The 18987-nt window shown below is 60.3% G+C and carries 16 protein-coding genes and 4 pseudogenes; 7 read left to right on the top strand and 13 right to left on the bottom strand.

The annotated features are described in order from the left end of the window. Entirely contained in the window at window positions 1–996 is a 996-nt protein-coding gene (locus tag KB879_RS36795; protein WP_211982812.1) for a tripartite tricarboxylate transporter substrate binding protein, read from the bottom strand. Window positions 997–1279: 283 nt separating this feature from the next. Further along, a complete protein-coding gene (locus KB879_RS36790; RefSeq protein WP_211982810.1) occupies window positions 1280–1888 on the bottom strand; it encodes a tripartite tricarboxylate transporter substrate binding protein in 609 nt (202 codons plus the stop codon). Between the two features lie 269 nt (window positions 1889–2157). On the opposite strand from KB879_RS36790, the pseudogene KB879_RS36785 reads away from it, so the two are divergent. Next, window positions 2158–3275: pseudogene (locus KB879_RS36785) on the top strand (Fic family protein); the annotation flags it as partial. Between the two features lie 82 nt (window positions 3276–3357). Here KB879_RS36785 and KB879_RS36780 read toward each other — a convergent pair. Together KB879_RS36780 and KB879_RS36775 are read right to left on the bottom strand one after the other, a co-directional pair. Further along, window positions 3358–3489 (bottom strand): annotated as a pseudogene (locus KB879_RS36780) (ABC transporter substrate-binding protein); the annotation flags it as partial. 40 nt (window positions 3490–3529) lie between these two features. Further along, the gene (locus KB879_RS36775) at window positions 3530–4492 is read right to left on the bottom strand and encodes a tripartite tricarboxylate transporter substrate binding protein (protein ID WP_211982808.1); all 963 of its coding nucleotides are present in this window, start codon (window positions 4490–4492) and stop codon (window positions 3530–3532) included. A 125-nt stretch (window positions 4493–4617) separates the two neighbouring features. Between KB879_RS36775 and KB879_RS39905 the strand changes: the two genes are divergently transcribed. Then, window positions 4618–4812: a LysR family transcriptional regulator gene (locus KB879_RS39905; protein ID WP_249221398.1), complete on the top strand. Its 195-nt coding sequence runs from the start codon at window positions 4618–4620 to the stop codon at window positions 4810–4812. A gap of 436 nt (window positions 4813–5248) precedes the next feature. Beyond that, window positions 5249–5674 (top strand): annotated as a pseudogene (locus KB879_RS36765) (transposase); the annotation flags it as partial. Between the two features lie 391 nt (window positions 5675–6065). Here the strand turns inward: KB879_RS36765 and KB879_RS36760 are convergent. Then, entirely contained in the window at window positions 6066–6521 is a 456-nt protein-coding gene (locus tag KB879_RS36760) for a hypothetical protein (RefSeq protein WP_249221397.1), read from the bottom strand. 354 nt (window positions 6522–6875) lie between these two features. Between KB879_RS36760 and KB879_RS36755 the strand changes: the two genes are divergently transcribed. Next, a complete protein-coding gene (locus KB879_RS36755; protein WP_211982806.1) occupies window positions 6876–8087 on the top strand; it encodes a polyhydroxyalkanoate depolymerase in 1212 nt (403 codons plus the stop codon). A 37-nt stretch (window positions 8088–8124) separates the two neighbouring features. Here the strand turns inward: KB879_RS36755 and KB879_RS36750 are convergent, their stop codons facing one another. The 5 genes and pseudogenes from KB879_RS36750 to KB879_RS36735 all read right to left on the bottom strand — a co-directional run bounded on the left by KB879_RS36750 (window position 8125) and on the right by KB879_RS36735 (window position 13276). Next, a complete protein-coding gene (locus KB879_RS36750; RefSeq protein WP_211982804.1) occupies window positions 8125–9390 on the bottom strand; it encodes a polyhydroxyalkanoate depolymerase in 1266 nt (421 codons plus the stop codon). Window positions 9391–9872: 482 nt separating this feature from the next. Next, window positions 9873–9998, bottom strand: a pseudogene (locus KB879_RS39900) (histidinol-phosphate aminotransferase); the annotation flags it as partial. A gap of 583 nt (window positions 9999–10581) precedes the next feature. Then, window positions 10582–11844: an MFS transporter gene (locus KB879_RS36745; RefSeq protein ID WP_211982802.1), complete on the bottom strand. Its 1263-nt coding sequence runs from the start codon at window positions 11842–11844 to the stop codon at window positions 10582–10584. A gap of 3 nt (window positions 11845–11847) precedes the next feature. After that, on the bottom strand, window positions 11848–12585 hold the full coding sequence (locus KB879_RS36740) for an MBL fold metallo-hydrolase (RefSeq protein ID WP_153956312.1): 738 nt from the start codon (window positions 12583–12585) through the stop codon (window positions 11848–11850). A 25-nt stretch (window positions 12586–12610) separates the two neighbouring features. Continuing rightward, window positions 12611–13276 carry a metalloregulator ArsR/SmtB family transcription factor gene (locus KB879_RS36735; protein ID WP_211982800.1) on the bottom strand — a complete coding sequence of 222 codons (666 nt, stop codon included), beginning with the start codon at window positions 13274–13276 and terminating at the stop codon, window positions 12611–12613. A gap of 350 nt (window positions 13277–13626) precedes the next feature. Here KB879_RS36735 and KB879_RS39895 point away from each other — a divergent pair, with 350 nt between their 5' ends. Beyond that, complete coding sequence (locus KB879_RS39895; protein ID WP_228772706.1) at window positions 13627–13848, top strand: DUF1643 domain-containing protein; 222 nt, start codon at window positions 13627–13629, stop codon at window positions 13846–13848. A 382-nt stretch (window positions 13849–14230) separates the two neighbouring features. Here KB879_RS39895 and KB879_RS36725 read toward each other — a convergent pair whose 3' ends face one another. The 3 genes from KB879_RS36725 to KB879_RS36715 form a co-directional block, all read right to left on the bottom strand. Then, the gene (locus KB879_RS36725) at window positions 14231–14983 is read right to left on the bottom strand and encodes a DUF47 domain-containing protein (protein ID WP_153956314.1); all 753 of its coding nucleotides are present in this window, start codon (window positions 14981–14983) and stop codon (window positions 14231–14233) included. Window positions 14984–15002: 19 nt separating this feature from the next. Continuing rightward, window positions 15003–16043 carry an inorganic phosphate transporter gene (locus KB879_RS36720; RefSeq protein ID WP_153956315.1) on the bottom strand — a complete coding sequence of 347 codons (1041 nt, stop codon included), beginning with the start codon at window positions 16041–16043 and terminating at the stop codon, window positions 15003–15005. Between the two features lie 655 nt (window positions 16044–16698). After that, on the bottom strand, window positions 16699–17178 hold the full coding sequence (locus KB879_RS36715; RefSeq protein ID WP_211982798.1) for a hypothetical protein: 480 nt from the start codon (window positions 17176–17178) through the stop codon (window positions 16699–16701). Window positions 17179–17695: 517 nt separating this feature from the next. Here KB879_RS36715 and KB879_RS36710 point away from each other — a divergent pair. Together KB879_RS36710 and KB879_RS36705 are read left to right on the top strand one after the other, a co-directional pair. Then, on the top strand, window positions 17696–18271 hold the full coding sequence (locus tag KB879_RS36710; protein ID WP_211982796.1) for a hypothetical protein: 576 nt from the start codon (window positions 17696–17698) through the stop codon (window positions 18269–18271). A 58-nt stretch (window positions 18272–18329) separates the two neighbouring features. Beyond that, entirely contained in the window at window positions 18330–18866 is a 537-nt protein-coding gene (locus KB879_RS36705; RefSeq protein WP_249221396.1) for an RES family NAD+ phosphorylase, read from the top strand. Window positions 18867–18987: the final 121 nt, after the last annotated feature.

Here is an 18987-nt window from a genome sequence, read left to right as displayed (position 1 = left end):
TCAGTCGGCGGTGATGTTTGCTTCCTTGATAATCTCGCTCCAGCGCTGGCTCTCGGCCTTGACGTAGCGGCCAAATTCGTCCGGCGTGCCGCCACTCACGGCGAGGCCCTCTTGCTCGGCGCGCTTGCGAAATGCTTTGGTATGCACGGCTTTCTTCGCTGCCGCGTTCAGGCGCGTGATCACCGCCGGCGGCGTACCCGCCGGCACAAACAGGCCATACCAGCTATCGGCCACGTAGTTGGGCACGCCGCTTTCGGCGATCGTCGGCACCTTGCTCAGCGCCAGCGCCTGTGAACGCTGCGCGGTAGTGACCGCCACCGCGCGCAGCTTGCCGCTCTCCAAGTGCGGCGCGACCGCAGCCGCCGTGGCGAACATCGCGTCGACCTGTCCGCCGAGCAGATCCGTAATAGCCGGACCAGCGCCACGGTACGGAATGTGGTTGATCTCGACCTTCGCCATCTTCTTGAACAGTTCGCCTGCCAGGTGCGCGGAGGTACCCGCGCCCTGCGATGCATAGTTCAGCTTGCCCGGCTTGGCCTTTGCGGCGACGATCAGGTCCTGCACGGTCTTGATCGGGCTGTCCGGCTTGACTACCAGAACATTGGGTGAGCGCCCCACGAGTATGACCGGCGAAAAGGCCTTGTCGGTATCGAACGGCAGCTTCTTGTGCAGGCTCGGATTAACGGCGTGGGCCATGGTCGCCATGACCAGCGTGTAGCCATCGGGCGCGCTTTTGGCCACCGCATCGGTCCCGATGATGGTGCTACCGCCAGGCTTGTTGTCGACGATGACGGGCTGGCCCAGATCCTCGCCCATGGTGATGCCCATTGCCCGCGCCACCAAGTCGGTGCCGCCACCGGGGGCAAATGGCACCACTAGGCGAATCGGCTTGTCGGGGAAAGCTGCCAGCACAGGGAGCGGCGCGGCGGTGACCATCATGAAGGGAATGGCAGCCTTGGCAAGCTGGCGGACGAATCCGGTACGGATCGAATGCATGGAGTGTCTCCTGGAAGGATCTGAAACGCTGCCGGCTTATTCACCAACCTACGCCGCGTGCGTTTTATTTCTTGGAGATAGCTTAGGCCTTGTCACGTTGACATTCACCCCCACAATTCCACTGTATGGAATTTGCATGTATCAACAAACCGCGCGAACGAAAAAAAAGCCCGGCAGAGCGCACAAGCTTTGCCGGGCCGACGCCGTCTCCGGACCGGTCCCAGAATGCCAGCCCGCAGATTGAGGACTCTAACCAGACGCCGGAGGGAATCCGGCGAACACCTTACTCGGGCTTGACGTTCCGCTCCGCAATCAAGCCTGGACCACTTTCCCCCGTCCGCGCGGATCCGATCGGAGAACTCCGCCGCAGTGGACGGCGCCGGCGCCAATCCCATCTTCGCGAGATTGGCCCGTCCTTGTTTTCTAGTGTTCTTCGGACGGCGCCATTCAACTCCTGCACAATCTTGTGAGGTCTGCCAGCGGGGAACATCAGACCGTACCAGTTTTCGGCATACACGCCCTTGATGCTGCTTTCGTCCAGCGTCGGGACGTCCGGCAGGTAAGGTAGCCGCTTGGCGGTGGCCACTGCGACAGGCTTCAGTTTTTTGCCCTCGATGAACGGTACAAGCCCTGACGCATCGCCAAAGAATGCATCGACCTGCCCGCTGATCGTATCGGTGATGGCCGGCGCCGCGCCCTTGTACGCCACATGCAAGAACTCCGCCGAGGTCGAGGCCTTGAACAGTTGGATCTCCACGTGCTGCATACTGCCAATCCCTGACGATGCCAGCGACACCGAACGGCCCGTACGGCTCTGGGCCACGAGATCCTTGGCAGAGTTCACCTTGGACTGCGGGGGCACCGCCGGGACCTGAGGCGTCGTGACCACCATGGATACCGGCACCAGGTTCCCTCCGGACGGTAGGACAGGTTTTTATACAGCGAAGGATTGATAACAATCGCTCCAGCGCTGGTCAGGAAGAACACCGAGCCATCTGCCGGGCCCTTTGTCACGACACTGACTGCGATGGCGCCGCAATTGATGGCGCAGTTTAAAGAACCGCGCCACAATTGCGCCATTCTTTAAGCGAACTGCGCCACGTCCGACATGTTCCCTGCCCACGCCCTGCTAGAAGTATCCGGAAAGCCTCCGCGGGACTAATGCTTACCGAGTTGCTGGCACAGCATCCCGACGTTGCACGGCGGACAGCACAACGCTGGAGGAGCCAATGGATCGATGATCGACAGATCATGGCGATCGGCGAAGGTCGCGCCCGTCGTTATTTCGCTGCGAAAGCGACCGAGTTTGCCGCTGCCTCCCCGGAGGAAGACCGCTTCCCGGGTTACATTCCGCTTTCCGCCGATAGCCGCGACATCGTGGCGTATATCGATCAGCCTCCGGAGGCGCGCAAGCCTGTGGGGTACCAACGCGACTTCCTTGACGCCTATCAGCCCAATGTCACACGGTACCTGTCGGAATCGCTTCGGCGTCAGTTACACGATATGGGCAAGACGGCGCAGGCTGATGCGCCCGCTGGAACCTACAGCAGGGCCATCCTGAACAACCGGCTACTGATCGACTGGCATCGAGTCATTTTGAGGGCAACACCTATTCCCGCCTCGACACCCGGGAGTTGATCGAGCACGGGAAGGCGGCGCAAGGCAAGGCGGCCATCGAAACACAGATGATTCTCAACCAAAAGACTTCCATCGAACTGCTGGTGGAGAACATCGGTACGGTAGGTCTCGACCGCTATACCTTGATGAGCCCTGTCAGCACCACAGCAAACTGAGGAAGCACTAGATGCCCTGCTCGGGAAAGTGAATCAGATTGCCGATCCCTTCGAACAGTCATTCTTCGCACTGGTGCACCTACCATATCTGCAACCATTCGCGGGCGTGAACAAACGAACTTCGCGCCTGGTGGCCAATCTGCCGCTGTTCCGCGAAAACCTTTGTCCGCTCACATTCCTGGATGTACCGGAGCAAGCTTATAGTCGCGCCATTCTCGGCACGTATGAAATGACCCGCGTCGAATTGCTGCGCGATCTCTACGTTTGGGCTTACGAGCGCTCAACGCAAGAGTACCTGCCATCAAGCAGGACCTGGCGGAACCCGATCCGCTACGCTTTGCCTGGCGTGATGTGATCAAACAAACGATCCGTGACGTCGTGCTGCAACCCGATCAGGATGCGCTATCCGTGATTCGGCAGGCCGTCATGGCAAGAGTGCAAGAGGCTGATCGTGACAACGTGGAAGCGCTGATCGTAGAAGAACTCCCAACTGATTGCTCGCCGCGCAGCGAGAATTACTGGCCTGGGAAGTCCACGCTCAACGAGGGAAAGGACATGGTGAGCGGCACACGAGTTGCTGGTAGGCCGCGGTAAAGCCACCCGAGGTAATCACGCGGATCTCGTCTGCCCAGGCTGGAGCAGCCAGCCAGAGCATGAGAACCATCAAGGTATGCCTGGCGGCAAAGATTGTCAGCTTCATGTCGAAGCCAATTATTCACAACTACGGACCGCGCTGACACTCAGTCTTCTTTCATATTGGCTGCGCGCGCGATCGGGCCGAGGCGAGCCTTTTCGCCAGCCAGGAACGTGGTGAAGTCTGCCCGCGTCCCGCCCATCGGCTGGATACCTTGCGGGATCAGCCTGGCCCGCAGGTCAGGTGACTTGATGGCGGCATCGATAGCCTTGTTCATCTTGTCGAGGATCGCATCAGGGGTACCACGCGGTGCGAATACGCCGGACCAGTGACCGATGAATACGCTGGGATAGCCGAGTTCTGCGGTGGTGGGCACATCCGGCATCGCGGCAATGCGGGTATTCCAGGTGGAAGCGATCGGTCGCAGTTTACCGCCCTTGACCTGCGGAAGAACCACAACACTGGCTTCGGAGGTGGCGTCTACTTGTTTGCCGACAACGGCGACCATACCTTCGGAGCCACTCTTGTAGGGAATGATCTCAAGTTTTGCGCCGGTCGCCAGCTTCAGCATTTCCGCGACGAAGTGCGGCGTGCTTCCGGTGCCCGCCGTAGCGAAATTCAGGCTCCTGCCGCCCTTGCCGCTGGCAACCAGACCCTTGAGGTCCTTGATCGGAGAGTCGGCGGGCACCACGATGACCGACGGACTGACGGCCAGCATGGCGACGGGCACCAGGTCTTGCTCCTTGTACGGCAGGTGGGCCTTGATCATGCCGTTGGTGATCACGCCGGCTGCCGGTGCCAGGAAGGTATAGCCGTCCGGCGCGGACTTGGCCACATAGTCGGCACCCAGTACCGAACCGGCGCCAGGCTTGTTCTCTACGATGATGGGCTGGCCCAGTTGCTTGGACGCCGCATCGGCCACGGCGCGCGCAACCAAGTCGTTGGCGCCGCCAGGACCAAACGGTACAACGAACTTTACAGGCTTTGCGGGCCAGGTTTCAGCCCAGGCGGTCAAGGTGCATGCAGTCAGGGTAAGGGTGAGCGCGAGATGGCGAACGGCGATTTTCAACGTAAGTCTCCGAGATCAATCTGTTTATGTGCGCCTTGCGGCACGTCACCACGTCCCGTTCAGGCATTACAAGAATATTGGGAGACGACTAATCTGTGAATTGCAATTTTCCGATGATCTGATGCATGTCACGCATTAATTTCGTCCTGGAAAATCCGCAAGCGTTTGTCGCTATCGTCGAAAAAGGAAGGTTCCATATGGCCGCCGAAGCACTTCACATTTCGCAGCCGGGGCTCAGCCGGCGGATCGAGAAACTGGAAAAGTCGCTTCGCTTGCTGGACCGCATGACAACGACGCGCGGAAATGACAAACATCGGTAGGCAATTCCTGGAGGAAGCACGCGCAGCTCTGAAATGCGGTATTCCGGCTCGGTGACGAGGCCACGCTTCAACGCGGGCTGGTGACAGTGGCTGCCATACCGCCTGCTGGCTGCATTTTCTGCCCCAGGCTGCTTCCTTCGGGCGATCACGCCGATGCTAGCGGAGGCGACCACGTCACCGCTGCACTCCCGCAGCGCCATGGTGTACGAAATCACTACCGAGCAAGTCTTGCTGGAAAAGAATGCAGACGAGATCGCGCCGCTCGCCTCGCCTGACGCGCACACGGTAGGGTCGGTATCACACAAAGGCGGCCTGCGGCGCGCCAGCGCCACAGTCTCCGCTACCAAGACGCACGGGTCCGCCGCGCGGCAACCTTTGAAGCGTGTGCGCGCCCACTCACGGCGCAGCAGCGGCAGTGAGAAGCAGATCAAAGCCCCACCGCGACAGCGAAGTCAGCCGCAGATTGGCGCAAATCCCGGGAATCGGGCCCATCACAGCGAATGCACTGGTGGCTTCGATCGGCGATGCAAGTTGCTTTAGCTGTGGTCGGAAATTGGCAGCATGGATAGGGCTGGTACCGCTCCAACATCCCAGCGGCGGAAAATCAACGTTGCTCGGCATCAGTAAGCATGGTGATTCCTATCTGAGGACGTTGCTAATTCACGGCGCACGAGCGGTATGCCGTTACGCTGTCACCAAGCCGAAGCCTTCTTCTGAGTAGGTCATGAAAGTACAACAGCGTCGGAACCTCAATATCGCTGCGGTAGCATTGGTCAACAAGAATGCTCGGATCGTTTGGGCACTGTTAGTCCGCAGGCGTAAGTACCAGGCGGATTACACGCCTGCCACGGCAAGCGCGTAATCCGCCTGGCCAAGTTCCACCAAGGAAATTGCGAAGGAGCCCACCACCGATTGCACTGGCAACAATGAAGTGATGGCAAGACAGGTCAGACCATGGTTGGCAGAACCCGCGTTATACAGCGCACTCCAAGTGCACCCTTCTGATTGGGGAGCCAACCAGCGGATTCCATCAGGGGCGGCGGTCAATTCCCACATATGAGGCCGGATGTATGGCTGCAATCTCCACCCTGGAACCATCACACCTTGAAAACCTGGCAGTCCCGGGGGCGTCCATGTATGTATAAGGAAATGACTTCAACCGGGGTTTCGTCAACCACGTATTCCCGGGCGACGACAATAGCCGGCTGTTGTGTGTAGCGTCGTGCAAATAGCGCTTGCATTTTGCCCCCCCACTAAATGTCGTCCCCCAGCAGCGGAACTTGAAACGTCTTCACGACAGTCGTGAACCACTTGTTTCCTGCGAAGCCGCCCTCCCCTTCGGATTTCATGCCCGCGTCGTCGACAGGGCTTTGACCAAATCTTCGACCTTGAACGGCTTTTGGCAACACGGGACATCGCGATAGGCCGGCGCAATGGCTTCGGCGCCGTAGCTCGTCGCGAAGGCAAAGCGGATTCCCCGGCTTGCCAGCGCGTCGGCAATGGCATAGGTGCAGGTCGATGTCGAGGAGCGCGGCGTCCAGCGTCGTGCCTTGGCTATCGATCAAGGCGAGAGCCTCTTCAGCCCAGCCGACCGGTCCAATCACCTCGGCGCCCTCGCCTTCGAGCAAGAGCGTGATTGCCTGACTAACCCCGTAGTCGTCCTCGATGACCAGGATACGACGGCCTTGCAGAGTTGGCACATGATCCATGGGCGCCTCCCGTTAAGCTTCCTTCCGCTGCTGCCCAACGGTCTGCGGCGGTTCCAGCGGCACCTCGATCCGGCAGCGTACGCCGCTTCAAAGCGAAGCTGCATGCGGGCCTTGAGCGTGAAGGTCAGCGCCTTCTCGATCAACTGCCGTCCGTAGCCGCATCGCGTCGTTTCGGGCACTGCAGCCGGCCCAACGCCCGAGCAGCGGCCCCATACGCCCAGAGTCCTTTTCAATGTAAGTTTGTTCCTACAGCGAAAAAATCCAATCTCCGAGAACACGTTTCGTGGCTGCCTGCTCAACAGACGAGCCTCCCAGCACTACGCTGAAATCGTGGTGGTTGACGAGAGTACAGCCTTGTATCAGCTATATGAACTTTGCAATGCTGCGTGGGTGCCGTTTCTTCCCTGGCTTCATGCAAGCGCGACCTTCTTGAGCGCTCTTGAAAACGCACCGATGGCCGCCCCAGCCACCCATCTCGCTGCCGGGTGTCAATTGCTGGTGCGACTTTGCAAGCGCTATCCTAAGAGGCCATTTGGCCTCACCCAAGTATCGATCGACGGTCACCAGGTTGCGGTCAGCGAAGCGGTGGTATTGGACAAGGCGTTTTGCCGCCTGCTGCACTTTGAGCGCGCAACTACTTATCGCCATCCGGTCGTCCTGCTCGTCGCGCCGCTTTCGGGCCACCACGCCACGCTGCTGCGCGAGACGGTGCGGGCGATGTTGCCAGACTTCGACGTCTATCTCACCGATTGGCGCGACGCTCGCCAAGTTCCGCTCGCCGAGGGTGCCTTCCATCTTGATGAGTATGTCGACTATGTGCGCGAGTTCATCGGCTACTTGGGACCGGACATTCATATCGTCTCCGTATGCCAATCGACCGTGCCGGTGCTCGCCGCGGTATCCCTGATGGCAAGCCATGGTGAGCCCACACCGAAAAGCCTCACATTGATCGGCGGTCCGGTTGATGTGCGGCGTGACCCCACAGTGGTCAATACGCTGGCATTCAATAAATCGCTCGATTGGTTCGAACGCCAAATGATCGACACCGTGCCTTCTATGTACCCTGGAGCCGGCCGCAGAGTCTGCCCGGGCTTTCTTCAGCATTTGGCCTTCATCGCAATGAATCCCGATCGCCACCTGAAATCGCACCTGAACTATTACTTCGATGTAGCGGCAGGCAAAACCGAGTCGGCCAGTATGCATCAATGCTTCTACGACGATTTCAACGCCGTGCTCGACATGGATGCTGAATACTCTCTGGAGTCCGTGCGGGTGGTCTTCCAGGAATGTCGCCTGGCACGCGGCATTTGGCGCGTGCATGGCGAGCACGTACGCCCGGGCGATATCCGGTCCAGTGCCCTAATCACCGTTGAAGGCGAGCACGACGACATTTGTGGCCGCGGCCAGACCCGAGCAGCACACGATCTTTGCACAGGTATCGACGACTCGCGCAAGCATCATCTGACCGCTCGCGGCTGTGGCCACTACGGGATCTTCTCCGGCGCTCGGTGGTGCACCCGGATCTATCCACGCATTCGCGCTCTCATCTATGGGTATGCCGCGTGACCGTTTCGGGCTTCGGAGTCTTGTGATTGATAAGAAACTAGCTTCCCAAGCCAAGCGCGGAGGCAGTAGCCTGTCGCATCAGAGCGCGGATGCCGGGGTATATCTCGGAGTGCCATCGGGGGCCACAGAAGAGGTCATAATGGCCGCACCGGCGCGCCGTCACGTGCCGCTTGTCGCGGGCGGCAAGGCCCCGGCACAGACCGTGCGCTGCGTGGGTCTGCCCGCTGCCGGAAATGGTGTCGTGTTCGCCTTCAATGGTCAGTAGTGCAGTAGTGCGGATGTCTTGCGGGCGCACGAGCTGGCCTCGCACGAACCAATTGCCGCGCGCCGGACGAAACTCCTGGAACACGATCCGGATGGTATCCAGGTAGAACTCGGCCGCCATGTCGAGTACCGCGTTGTACGTATCGCAAACGCGCCGGTGTGCTTCGGCACGCTCGTAGTCACCCCTTGCGAGCTCCAAATAGTAGTCCTGATGCGACGCCACCACCAGCCCCGGCTGGGCTGCCGCCAGGCCGGCAAGTTGCAGGAAGCTCGGGTACACCTTGCGACCGGCGCCGGCGTAGCGACCGGGCACCGTGTAGATCAAGTTCCGTTGAAACCATGCGAGCGTGTGGTCTGCGGCCAGCCTTCCGACCGCAGTGGGGCTGCAGCGCGCATCGATCGGCCCGCCGATTAGGATCAGACTCCTTGGGGTCGGCTCATCGGCGCTGGACAACAAAGAAACTGCGGCCAGGGCTGGCACGGTGGCCTGGCAGATGGCAAGCACGTGCAGTTGTTCCGACGAGCCGATCTGACGGATAAACGCCTGCAGTTCGATCACATAGTCATCCAGGTGGAACGGCCCTTCCGCAAGGGGAACGCGGCGCGCATCCGTCCAGTCCGTCACATAGACGATATGCTCCGGCAAAAGGGATTGGACGACCTCGCGAAGCATGACGGCGTGATGCCCTGCAAGCGGCGCACAGACCAGCACAGCGGGTCTTGGCTGGGAAGTGTCGGCGCCAAGTGCGAGTGGATCAGCTGCAAAGCGCAGCAGACGGCAGAATGCCCTGTCCAGCACAACTTGTTCGACCACAGGGATGACGCGGCCGTTGTGCTGGACGGCAGCGATGCCAAACGTCGGCTTGTCGTAAGTTTTGCCGAGGCGGTACAGCATTTCGTAACCCGCGGCCAAGGCGGGGGCGCCCGGTACCTGCGATAGGGGGCTGTTATGATCGGCAAACGCGTTGGCTGCGCTCGCCGCCCACGCAGCGAATGGCGCGAGCAGCGCGCATTGATACTCCATGAACTGGTACAGCATGGAAACCTCCAGGAAGTACACCGGGCTAGTCGGCGATCACGATCCGATTTCCAGAACGATGGGAGCCGCTGTCTAGGCGGACTTGCCACGGTTCGCGTTTGTGGCGGCCGGCGCCTCCGCTGTCGCCGGGCTGGACCAGAGTTTCACTATAGGTCGGGCAGGTATTGCTGCAGTGCCAAGGATGGAGGCATCGTCCCGCTGTGAACGAAAGCCTGCGCGCTAGTACGAAACTTAAGCATTCGGTACCCTCGCCGCTGCTTTGCCAATTGCTGAACGAACCGGCTATACCGCCAGCTTGTACAAAGCAAAGTCGCCACCCCATCACCACCCCCGGGTCGCTTAGTCTCGGCCCGCACTAGAATGCGGTAACGCTAGCAGTTCGTTCGTGAACCACCTTGCGGAACGACATGTACGGTGGTGACTCTGACCCCGCCGACATTGCAGCGTAGGCGGGGTGAAACGTACGGCAAAAAGGAAGAGCGCCGGTACGGGTTCTCCGTGGCGTCGAGCTTGACCAGACCGTGCGAATCCGGCACATGGCAGGCGCCCATGGCGGGTATGTCGTCACGGACGATGCGTCCGATCAGGGCGGGCTCTACGGCTGACAAACTCCAGTTTTGACTCACCTTGCACATCACGGGGGAGGCCACCCAGCAGCACGGCGAGGCGGTGACGCATCAAACCGGAAAGCTCCAGGCGACGGAGATGCCAACATAGGTAATCGTGCTGCGGCCCCTGTATTCAGCCCATTACATAGCGACAACCGCGCAGGCAGGCGAGCCGATTGTGACCTGCCAGGCATAATTCCGATACCGGACCGAAGGTCTACGGTGGCATCGAAGAGGGCCTCATATGGAACGGAGAGGAGATCACAACGAAGACCTAATCGGGAGACCGGCCGAAATCTGCAGTACCCAGGGGGCAAAGCTGCCAGCGTCAGCCACAAAAATCGGAAATTGCCCGACACCGGAATCGCCCTCCTTCACCTAGAACGAAAACATGTTTTAACACGAAGAAGGTGTTTGGATGTCTGGCAGAACCGTTCGCGTAGGCCGACCTGCATCTCGGCGATGTGGGTCAGGTATCGCTCGCCGGGCCAGCTATCCAAACGGGCCTGTCTGACCGCACATCAATCGCGAGCGCCTGCAATCGCCCCCCAGGGCAATAGGACGGCGATGGACAGGACTGTGGCTATGGGGCCGCTCTCGCTCGTGCCTCACCTGTTGCATGGGTTTCGCTCATCCGCACCGCTGCAACCACACCCGACAGCAAGGTCAGCGCCGCGACCAGCCAGATCGCCGTCGGCACGCCGAACATATCCGCAGTGATACCGGCCAAGAGAGCTCCCACTGCGTAGCCAAGGTCACGCCAAAGCCGGTAGACGCCCACTGCGGAAGCGCGCCAGGGAGGGTGGGCCACGTCGCCGATCGTGGCGAGCAAGGTTGGATAGACCATCGCCGTGCCGATTCCAAGCAAAGCGGCACCCAGACCAAACACGTGGAAATCTGCTGCTACTGCGGCGACGGCAATCCCCCCTGCCTGCAACCACATCCCCGACACGATCAGCCACTTGCGGCCAATCTTGTCCGAAAGAGCGCCGGTGAGAATCTGCAAAGCGCCCCAGATTGCTGGATAGATCGCAGCTAGCACGCCGATTTGCGCCAGTGTCATCCCTGCTGCGGCAAAGACCAGCGGGAACAGGCCCCAGGCCATGCCGTCGTTAAGGTTGTTGACCAGCCCGGCCTGGCTGACGCTGGAGAGATTGCGATCGGTCAGCGATGTGCGGCGGAAAATCTCGGCTTGGCTGAGCTTGTCCGCAACTGCTTGAGGATGGTGCTCACGCAACTCGTGCACGACGTGGTCCCGGGTTTCGCGAACCGCAAGCGCGGAAAGCAGCAGCCCGGCAGCAACGTAGACGACGCCCAGGTAGAAGGGTTCGGGCCTGAGACCGAAGTGGGCGGCGGTCCAACCAGTGGCCAGTGCGCTGGCTGCCACCGCGAAGTATCCGGCAAATTCGTTGAGTCCCATGGCCAGGCCGCGCTGCTTCGGGCCGACCAGGTCGATCTTCATGATGACTGTGGTGGACCACGTCAGCCCCTGGCTCACGCCCAACAGGACATTGGCTCCGACCACCCAATTCCAGTTGGGTGCCCACATCAGAATGAATGGGACCGGTATGGCGACCAGCCAGCCGGCCACCAAGACTCGCTTCCGGCCGAAGCGATCGGAAAAACGCCCGGCAAAGTAGTTCGTCAGTGCCTTGGTGAGACCAAACACCACGATGAAGGAAAGAACCGACGTGCGCGCCGCGATGTGGAATTCCTGCTCGGCAATGGCCGGCAGGATACTGCGCTCTAGGCCCACCATGGCACCAACAAATGCGTTGACGAGGACCAGCAGCGAAAACTGGCCGAGGTTCTCACGCAGCCCGAGGCGGATCGGCGCCGTGTTCATGCCTTAGCGCCCCCAACCTAGATTTGCCCGCACCATCGCTTCCATGTTGGCGGGTTGAGGGGGGATCTCCCTGGTCAGGTATTCGACGAAAGCGGATTTCTCCAAGGTGAGCGCTGCGTTCCAGCGCTTCTCGAAGCCAATGGTCGACGCAGGCTTGCCAGACAAGCCGACGCCGCACGCGCTGCCAGCCTGGTGCCCTGGGTAAATCTCGAGATCTGCAGGCAGCGTCAGCAACTTCTGATGCAGGCTGTCATAAAGCTGGGCGGCCATCTCGCGTTCCATGCCAGCGAGGTCGGGGCGTCCGATGGCCCCCACAAACAGCGTGTCTCCGGTCATCACAAACCATGGCTCGTCGCCTCGGCGCAGGTCGCGCACCAGCAGACAGACGCTGTCGGGTGTGTGCCCGGGAGTGTGCAGGACGTCGACCAGCACATTGCCGGCCTCCAGTCGCTGGCCATCGACCAGCGGCGCGAAGTCGAATGCCCCCCGTCCCTTGTTGCTTTCGTGCAGGTAGTAGGGCGCATAGACCTGACGCGCCAGTGCGGGACCCCCGGAGTAGTGATCGGCGTGTACATGGGTGTCGATCACATGGGTAATCACTACGCCCCTCTTCTTGGCCTCGGCAATGAACCAGGCTTCGTCACCGGCGACGACGTCGACGGCAACTGCCTTGCCGACACCGGCGCATCCGAAGAAATAGGACAGCGTGGCGTTTTCTGCGGGGCGTTGCCGGAAGAACATAACTGTCTCCTGTGTCCAAGCGCCTTCATGGGTTGCCCTGAAGCTCGATGGGCAACCCGTGGGCCCGCCACTCGGCCACGCCATCGATCAGATGGAAGGCATGGTAGCCCTTGCTGCGCAGGAACTCGACAGCGTCCTTGGCCATCAAGCAGAAGGGGCCTCGGCAGTAGGCAACCACAGGCATGTCCTTGGGGATCTCGGCAAGCCGCTTCTTAAGCTCGCCCAGCGGCAAGGAGCGAGCATGCGGTAGGTGGGCCGCGGTGAACTCATCGGCAGGGCGTACATCCAGCACCAGCACCTCCCCTGCCCTGGCCTTCCTGAGGATGGCGACCCGGTCAAATCCTTGAAGGTTATCGTCATGCTCGACGATGGTCGCCAGTGCCACCTGCAATTCGACCAGCCGCTCTTCGGCTTCGGAACGCAAGGTCACCCAGAGGTCGGCCACACCGGTGCTGGCCAGCCGGTACACGACATACTTTCCAACCTTGCGAGTCTCGGCAAGGCGGGCCCCGCGGAGTTCCTTGAGATGGGCGCTAGCCAGCTTCACGCTGATTCCCGCTTGGGCAGCTAGTACCTCGACCGTCTTCTCGCCCTGGCACAGGAGTTCGATGAGCTCCAGCCGCTTCGGGCTGGCTACAGCTTTCCCGATCCGGGCGACCTGCTCGTAAAGGTGATTCTTCAACTCTCTCATGCAATCATTCTAGTGAATATTAGAATTACGGCAAGATTTTGCAGCGAAGGACCCAGTGGGCCTCAACCCCTGGACCCGCAGAAACGAGTCTCCGAATCCTTGTTTTACTCCACGGGGCTTGCCTCCGCGGCCCTTCATAGCATCTAGCATACGGCGCGCGGGTGCACAGGTTGGTGACCAATTTCGCCCTCCCCTCTTTTTGGGGGCGGTGATCAAGGAGATCGACGCATGAAACACCTGGCCACCCAAATCCTCAACGGTGAGGCGAGCTGCATCCTCTCCGATTGCGAGCAACATCGCTATCGCCTCTGGCACGAGTGGGATGCAAGCTGCCGGCACTGGGGTTCATCATGCTCGCCCCGTCGACGGCTGATCACCAAGTCAACAACCCGACGATCACGCGGTGCCTGCAGCGAGCGCTGGCCGGCAAGTACGGTCGGCTGGAGGTGATCAACCTGTTCCCGCTGCGCTCGACGGATCCGGACGGGCTGCTGACGCATCCGGCGCCACTCCGGCACGAGGACACCACCAATGGCGCCGTCATGGACGAAGCAATCTTCTCTACCCAATGACAACGCATCGCTACGTCGAAGCCGACCTCGCGATGAAGGAGAAGGCTCTCGGTCGACTGGAAGCGCCTAACGCCAGGATTCGTCCGTATCAGGCGCCGGACTCGTTGAATCGATTCTTGCAGACGCTATAACTATGCGTAGGTTTCGCCAGCCCCGCTCGCACCACTCAAGGGGCTGGCCGCGACCGCTAATCAAAAAACCCTCTGCTCTATGTAAACCTCTGCATAGCGACCCAAAGCGGCAAGTCGTGACAGGCAGAAAACGGCCAGTGGACTAAACCGCTAGCACGGTACCCCTCGAGCGGTTTAGTCCACTGACCGGAGTCGGCCCCTTATGTTTATTAGATTCCCTCCCCCGGCCAAGCCTCCTTTGCTCTTGGCGATCAGGCAATCTTTGCAACAATGTCATGCAGTACTTCACCGGCACGGACCACGCGGTCGGCCGCATTGGACATATGGCGATAGACTTCGCGGCGCTTGAGGATTTCGACCACGAAGCCAACGGCCGAGCCCACTGCCAACACTTCGCTGCGGGTCAGTTCCTGCATCAGCACCTCCAGCGAATCTGCTGCCTTGCGCTGCTCAGGTGTCCGGTTGGTAACGTAGTGGTGCGCGTCGAACAGCTCTGAGAGCGCCATGAGGTAGGTGTGTTCAACGACGCGCTCCATCTTGCGTGCCGCTTCCGCATCGGCTTCTGCCAGCAGGGGTTTCTTCGCCAATTGGGCGTAACCACTCTGCAATGACAACACCCCCTCATGCAGCAGCTCGGCCATGGCGCGCGTGTGATCGTCGGGGCTAAGGTTCAGGCCACGCATTTCGCGCACGGTGGTTCTGGCGTAGTTGATGATCTCGTCAATGGTGGCAATGGAGCGATAGATGTCTTCGCGATCGAACGGCGTGATGAAGGTCTGGTGCAGGAGGTTCATGTTCTCTACCCGGAGCACATCACCCTCGCGCTCCAGCTCGATCACCCGGTCGGCGTGTGGGTTTTCGCCCGTACGCATGTAGGCCAGCAACTCCGCCATGCCCTCGGCCACCAGATCGCACTGCTTGTTGAGTAGCGCATAAAAGTCAGGCGTGGGTGGCGAAAGGCGCTGCCACCAGCTGCGCCATAGCGGGACATGTGGCTCATTCATGGATGACGCGCTCCAGTCCTCAGTGCAGGTAGGTGAAGGTGATCAGCAGCCAGGTCAGTGCCGCCCCCAGTAGCGCGGCTCCCGGCAGGGTGACCACCCAGGTCAAAGCGATTTCCCTCGCTTTCATCCAGTGTACGGCACGGGGGCGCTCAGAGGCCCCCAAGCCCATGATCGAAGAGCTCACCACGTGCGTGGTCGAAACCGGCCCACCCACCAGCGAGGCGCCGAAGATCACAGCGGACGACGCCAGTTGAGCGTTCAGCCCATGGAGCGGGCGCAGCTTGTAAATGCCGTATCCTACGGTGCGCACGATGCGCCAACCGCCCAGCAGGGTGCCCAGGGTAATGCTGGTTGCGCTGGCCAGAATGACCCACGGCGGCACGGTGAAGGCCGGCAGGATACCGCCCAGAACCAGTACCAGGGTAATGATCCCCATGCCTTTCTGGGCATCGTTGGCGCCGTGAGAGAACGCCAGCACCGCTGCCGTCCACCACTGACCATGTCGCAGTTTCCGATTGACCGAGGGATGCGCCGCCCGCAACAGGTATTTCATCAGCCGATGCAGCACAAACCCGATCGCAAAACCTGCCAGGGGTGACAGCAACAGGGACAGCAACACCTTGGTCACGCCGGTGAGCTTCCCTTCTGCCAACTGCGCCCCCCCCCAAACCACATTGTCCGGCCCGGTACTGACCAGCACGACGCCAACCAGCCCACCCACCAAGGCATGGGATGAGGATGAAGGCATGGCAAGCCACCAGGTCAACAGATTCCAGGCGACGGCGGCGACAATGCCGCACAACACCAGCGCAATGCCGAGTTGCTCAGGCACAGACGCCAGACTAACAAAACCACCAATGGTATCGGCAACCGCCGTACCGGCCAACAGTGGACCCAGAAAGGTAAACACGCCCACCAGCAGCAAGGCCTGCACGGGTGTCATGGCCCGCGAGGCGACTAGTGTGGCGATCATGTTGGAGGAGTCGTGAAAGCCGTTGGTGAAGTCGAACACCAGCACCATGGCCATCGTCACAATGAGCAATACCCAAGTGTTCTGCATGCCTGTTTCCCGTGGCCGTAGCGGCAAAACATGCGACATCCCCGACGGGGGGGCCATCTACCTGTGCGAGGCGTTACCTGCAGGCTGCCTACCGGCGGATCAGGGTGAGCACTGCAGCCCGAGTACCGGGCAGCAGATTTCGGCTTGCAAAACCTCCTTGAACCGACAAAAAGAAAACTCTCCTTCTGACGCCCACTGCTTTTCAGGATAGCAGAGCGGCGACCAGACTCATGGGCAATGGCCTCCACAAAACCTGAATGGCCCCTGATTTCGCAGGCAGCTTCAAGCGGCGGCTTCTGGCCGAACAGAGACGGTCGCATCGGCAATCAATATCCCCGTTCATCACTTGCATGTTGCATTGCCCAGGCGCGACAGTCTCACGAATTCATGATCCGAATACCACACGAACGCGGCCGGCGAGGCGATGACCGAATAGGCCGTCTGACAATCCACGCCGGCGGCAGCGGCCTTGCGTGCCAGCCCATTGAGGTATCGGGTCGCCTCTTCCCACGACCGTCGTATGGGCAAGCCCTCCGGTCTGGCGCAGCAGTTCGATCGTTTCGGCCACGGCCGCCCTGCGCTGGCCAATCAGCACATAGACACACCGCACGCCCTGGCCAACCTGGTTGATGACGGCATCCTGCGCCAGTGCGCTCTAGCCCGTACCGTCGTCTCCGATGATGAGTTGGCGCTGGCCACGGCCGATGGGCAACAACGTATCGACGATGGTGTTCCCGGTGTACAGGGGACGCGTTACCGGCTCCCGTCCGACAATGGGCGGTGACGCCGACTCCATCGGCCGGTACGCCGCGATGATCGGGGGCGGCTGATCATCGAGTATGCTGCCCAGCGGGTCGACGACGCGGCCGAGCAAGGCGTCGCCGGCGCCAATTGCCAGCCGCCGGCCCGTACGGCGCACGCGGACGCCGGCGGCAGTGCCGCGCGGCTGGTCCAGCAGAATGGCGCCGATCAGCCGCTCATCGAGTTGGAAAGCCAATGCCCGGCTGCCATCGTCAGCACTCAGCAACTCGCCGTGCCGCGTGGATGGCAGCCCGACAATCCACGCAATGCCGTCCGCCACGCCCACGATCTCGCCGCGCTCCTCGATAAAGAGGCCGATACCTGGGTCATTCATGCTGCTACTTCGGAGCGTCCCGTGAATGCATCAAGTGCGCGAGCCAGGGTGGCGCCCACACATAGCCATCCAGCCTGACGGTCAGGCCGGCGAGGACCGCCGGGTCAAGGCTCCAGTGTGTGCCGACAGGCTTCCCGAACAGCGCCACAAGGGCTGCTTCGACCTCCTGGCGCAATGCCTTGTCCGGCACGAATGCGGTGGCGACTTCAAACGGCCCGGCCGGCGGGGATGCAAGTAGACGGTGGCGAGCCGCGCCGTCCAGCGCGGCCAGGTCGCGAAGGAACAGTGCAATGATGGCGCGCTCCAGTTCTGGCCCGGCCAGGCGGACCAGATAACCGCGCAGGAAGGCATCTGCTCACATGCTGGCGTGAACAGCATCGGAGTGGCCCCCCATCTTGGGGCTCAGGTTGATTTGGTTGACATGGTTGCAAAAAACCGGCCTACATTCAAACCATAGTTAGCCAATCAGGGGCTTCCCGTGGCGAAAGCAACAAATACCCATTCAAGAGAGTCGGACGTGGTCTTCCTGGATCCGGAGAGCGAAATCGCACTCCGAAGCGCCGTGGGCGCGGCCTCGATGTTCAGTCAGAAGGCAACTCGGCAGCTGTTGGATCTGCCCGATGCCGCGCTCGGCCGGCTTTTGAAAAACGGACTCGCGCAGGTGTCTGACCTTGTGGTTCAAGTCCAAATTGGACGCACCCGTCCTACGGTGGACATCAAGGCGTTCGAGGCTAGTGCGGCGCATTCCCGCGAAGCGTTGATCGAATCGGGAGAGATCGTCTCGTCCGACCAATTGATCAACGCCTTGGGGCTGACGCGGCAAGCTCTCAGCAAGGCGGTGCTCGCCAAGCGTATGTTCACGGTGAATGTGGGCACGAAAGTCTTTTATCCAGCGTTCTATGCCAGGTCAGATATCGACCGCAAAAAAGTAGAAGAAATCACCAAACTGTTGGGGGACTTGCCGGGTTGGACAAAGTGGCAATTTTTCACGACCGCAAAGGGCTCGCTCGACAAAGCCACGCCCCTGGAGGCACTCGAACAAGGCAAGTTCGAAGCGGTCAAGAAAGCCGCCGTGGCTTTTGCCGAGCGCTGAGGAGCCATTTTGACGATTAGTGCCCCGTGCGGTAATTTTGATTTGTTTGGACTCCACATTGAAAAATGTCTCACCGACAAAGCTGATTCGTATCTCGCGCCATAATTCTAATGAGCCATATTTCGGCAAGTCCGGCGGAAACCGATTTGACGATCCGCAAAGGCGCTATGGCACTAGCTATTTCGGCTTCACGTTACCCTGCGCTTTCGCCGAGACGGTTCTTCACGATGAAGTCGCCGGCCCAACCGGTTTTCAGTTGACAGCGGCTCAACTCGATCGGTATGTGCTGACCTTCCAAGGCGAGCTGTTGAATCTGGCTGCGCTGTATGGGCCGCATTTGAAGAACCTTGGGGGTAACGCGGCAGTCTCAAGCATGACGCCCTACGACGTCCCGCAACAATGGTCGCGTGCACTGCATGACCATCCGGCGCACGTGGACGGCTTCTTGTATATGTCCAACCACCTGAACGACCAGAAGGCGCTGGTTGTCTTTGAACGCGCCAAAGAAAAGCTGGCAGTTAGCAACGCGATTCAATTTGATTGCCACCCTCAAGCGCCTAAGGTGTTCGAGATCTTTCGCTTGTTTCCCATTTGAACCTTGGGAACTCAAATCCGCCCTGCTGACATGACAGCTTCACCCTGAGCCGAACTCAATCGTGTCAGGCCAGCACCATCGCCCTACGGGGAACCCCAAAAAACTGAACAAACAAGACGAA

The sequence above is a fragment of the Cupriavidus sp. KK10 genome (assembly GCF_018223725.1).
In the GTDB taxonomy this organism is placed as follows: Bacteria; Pseudomonadota; Gammaproteobacteria; order Burkholderiales; family Burkholderiaceae; genus Cupriavidus; species Cupriavidus necator.
Note: the sequence above shows the minus strand (reverse complement) of the source record. Positions and strands in the feature narration are given on the sequence as shown.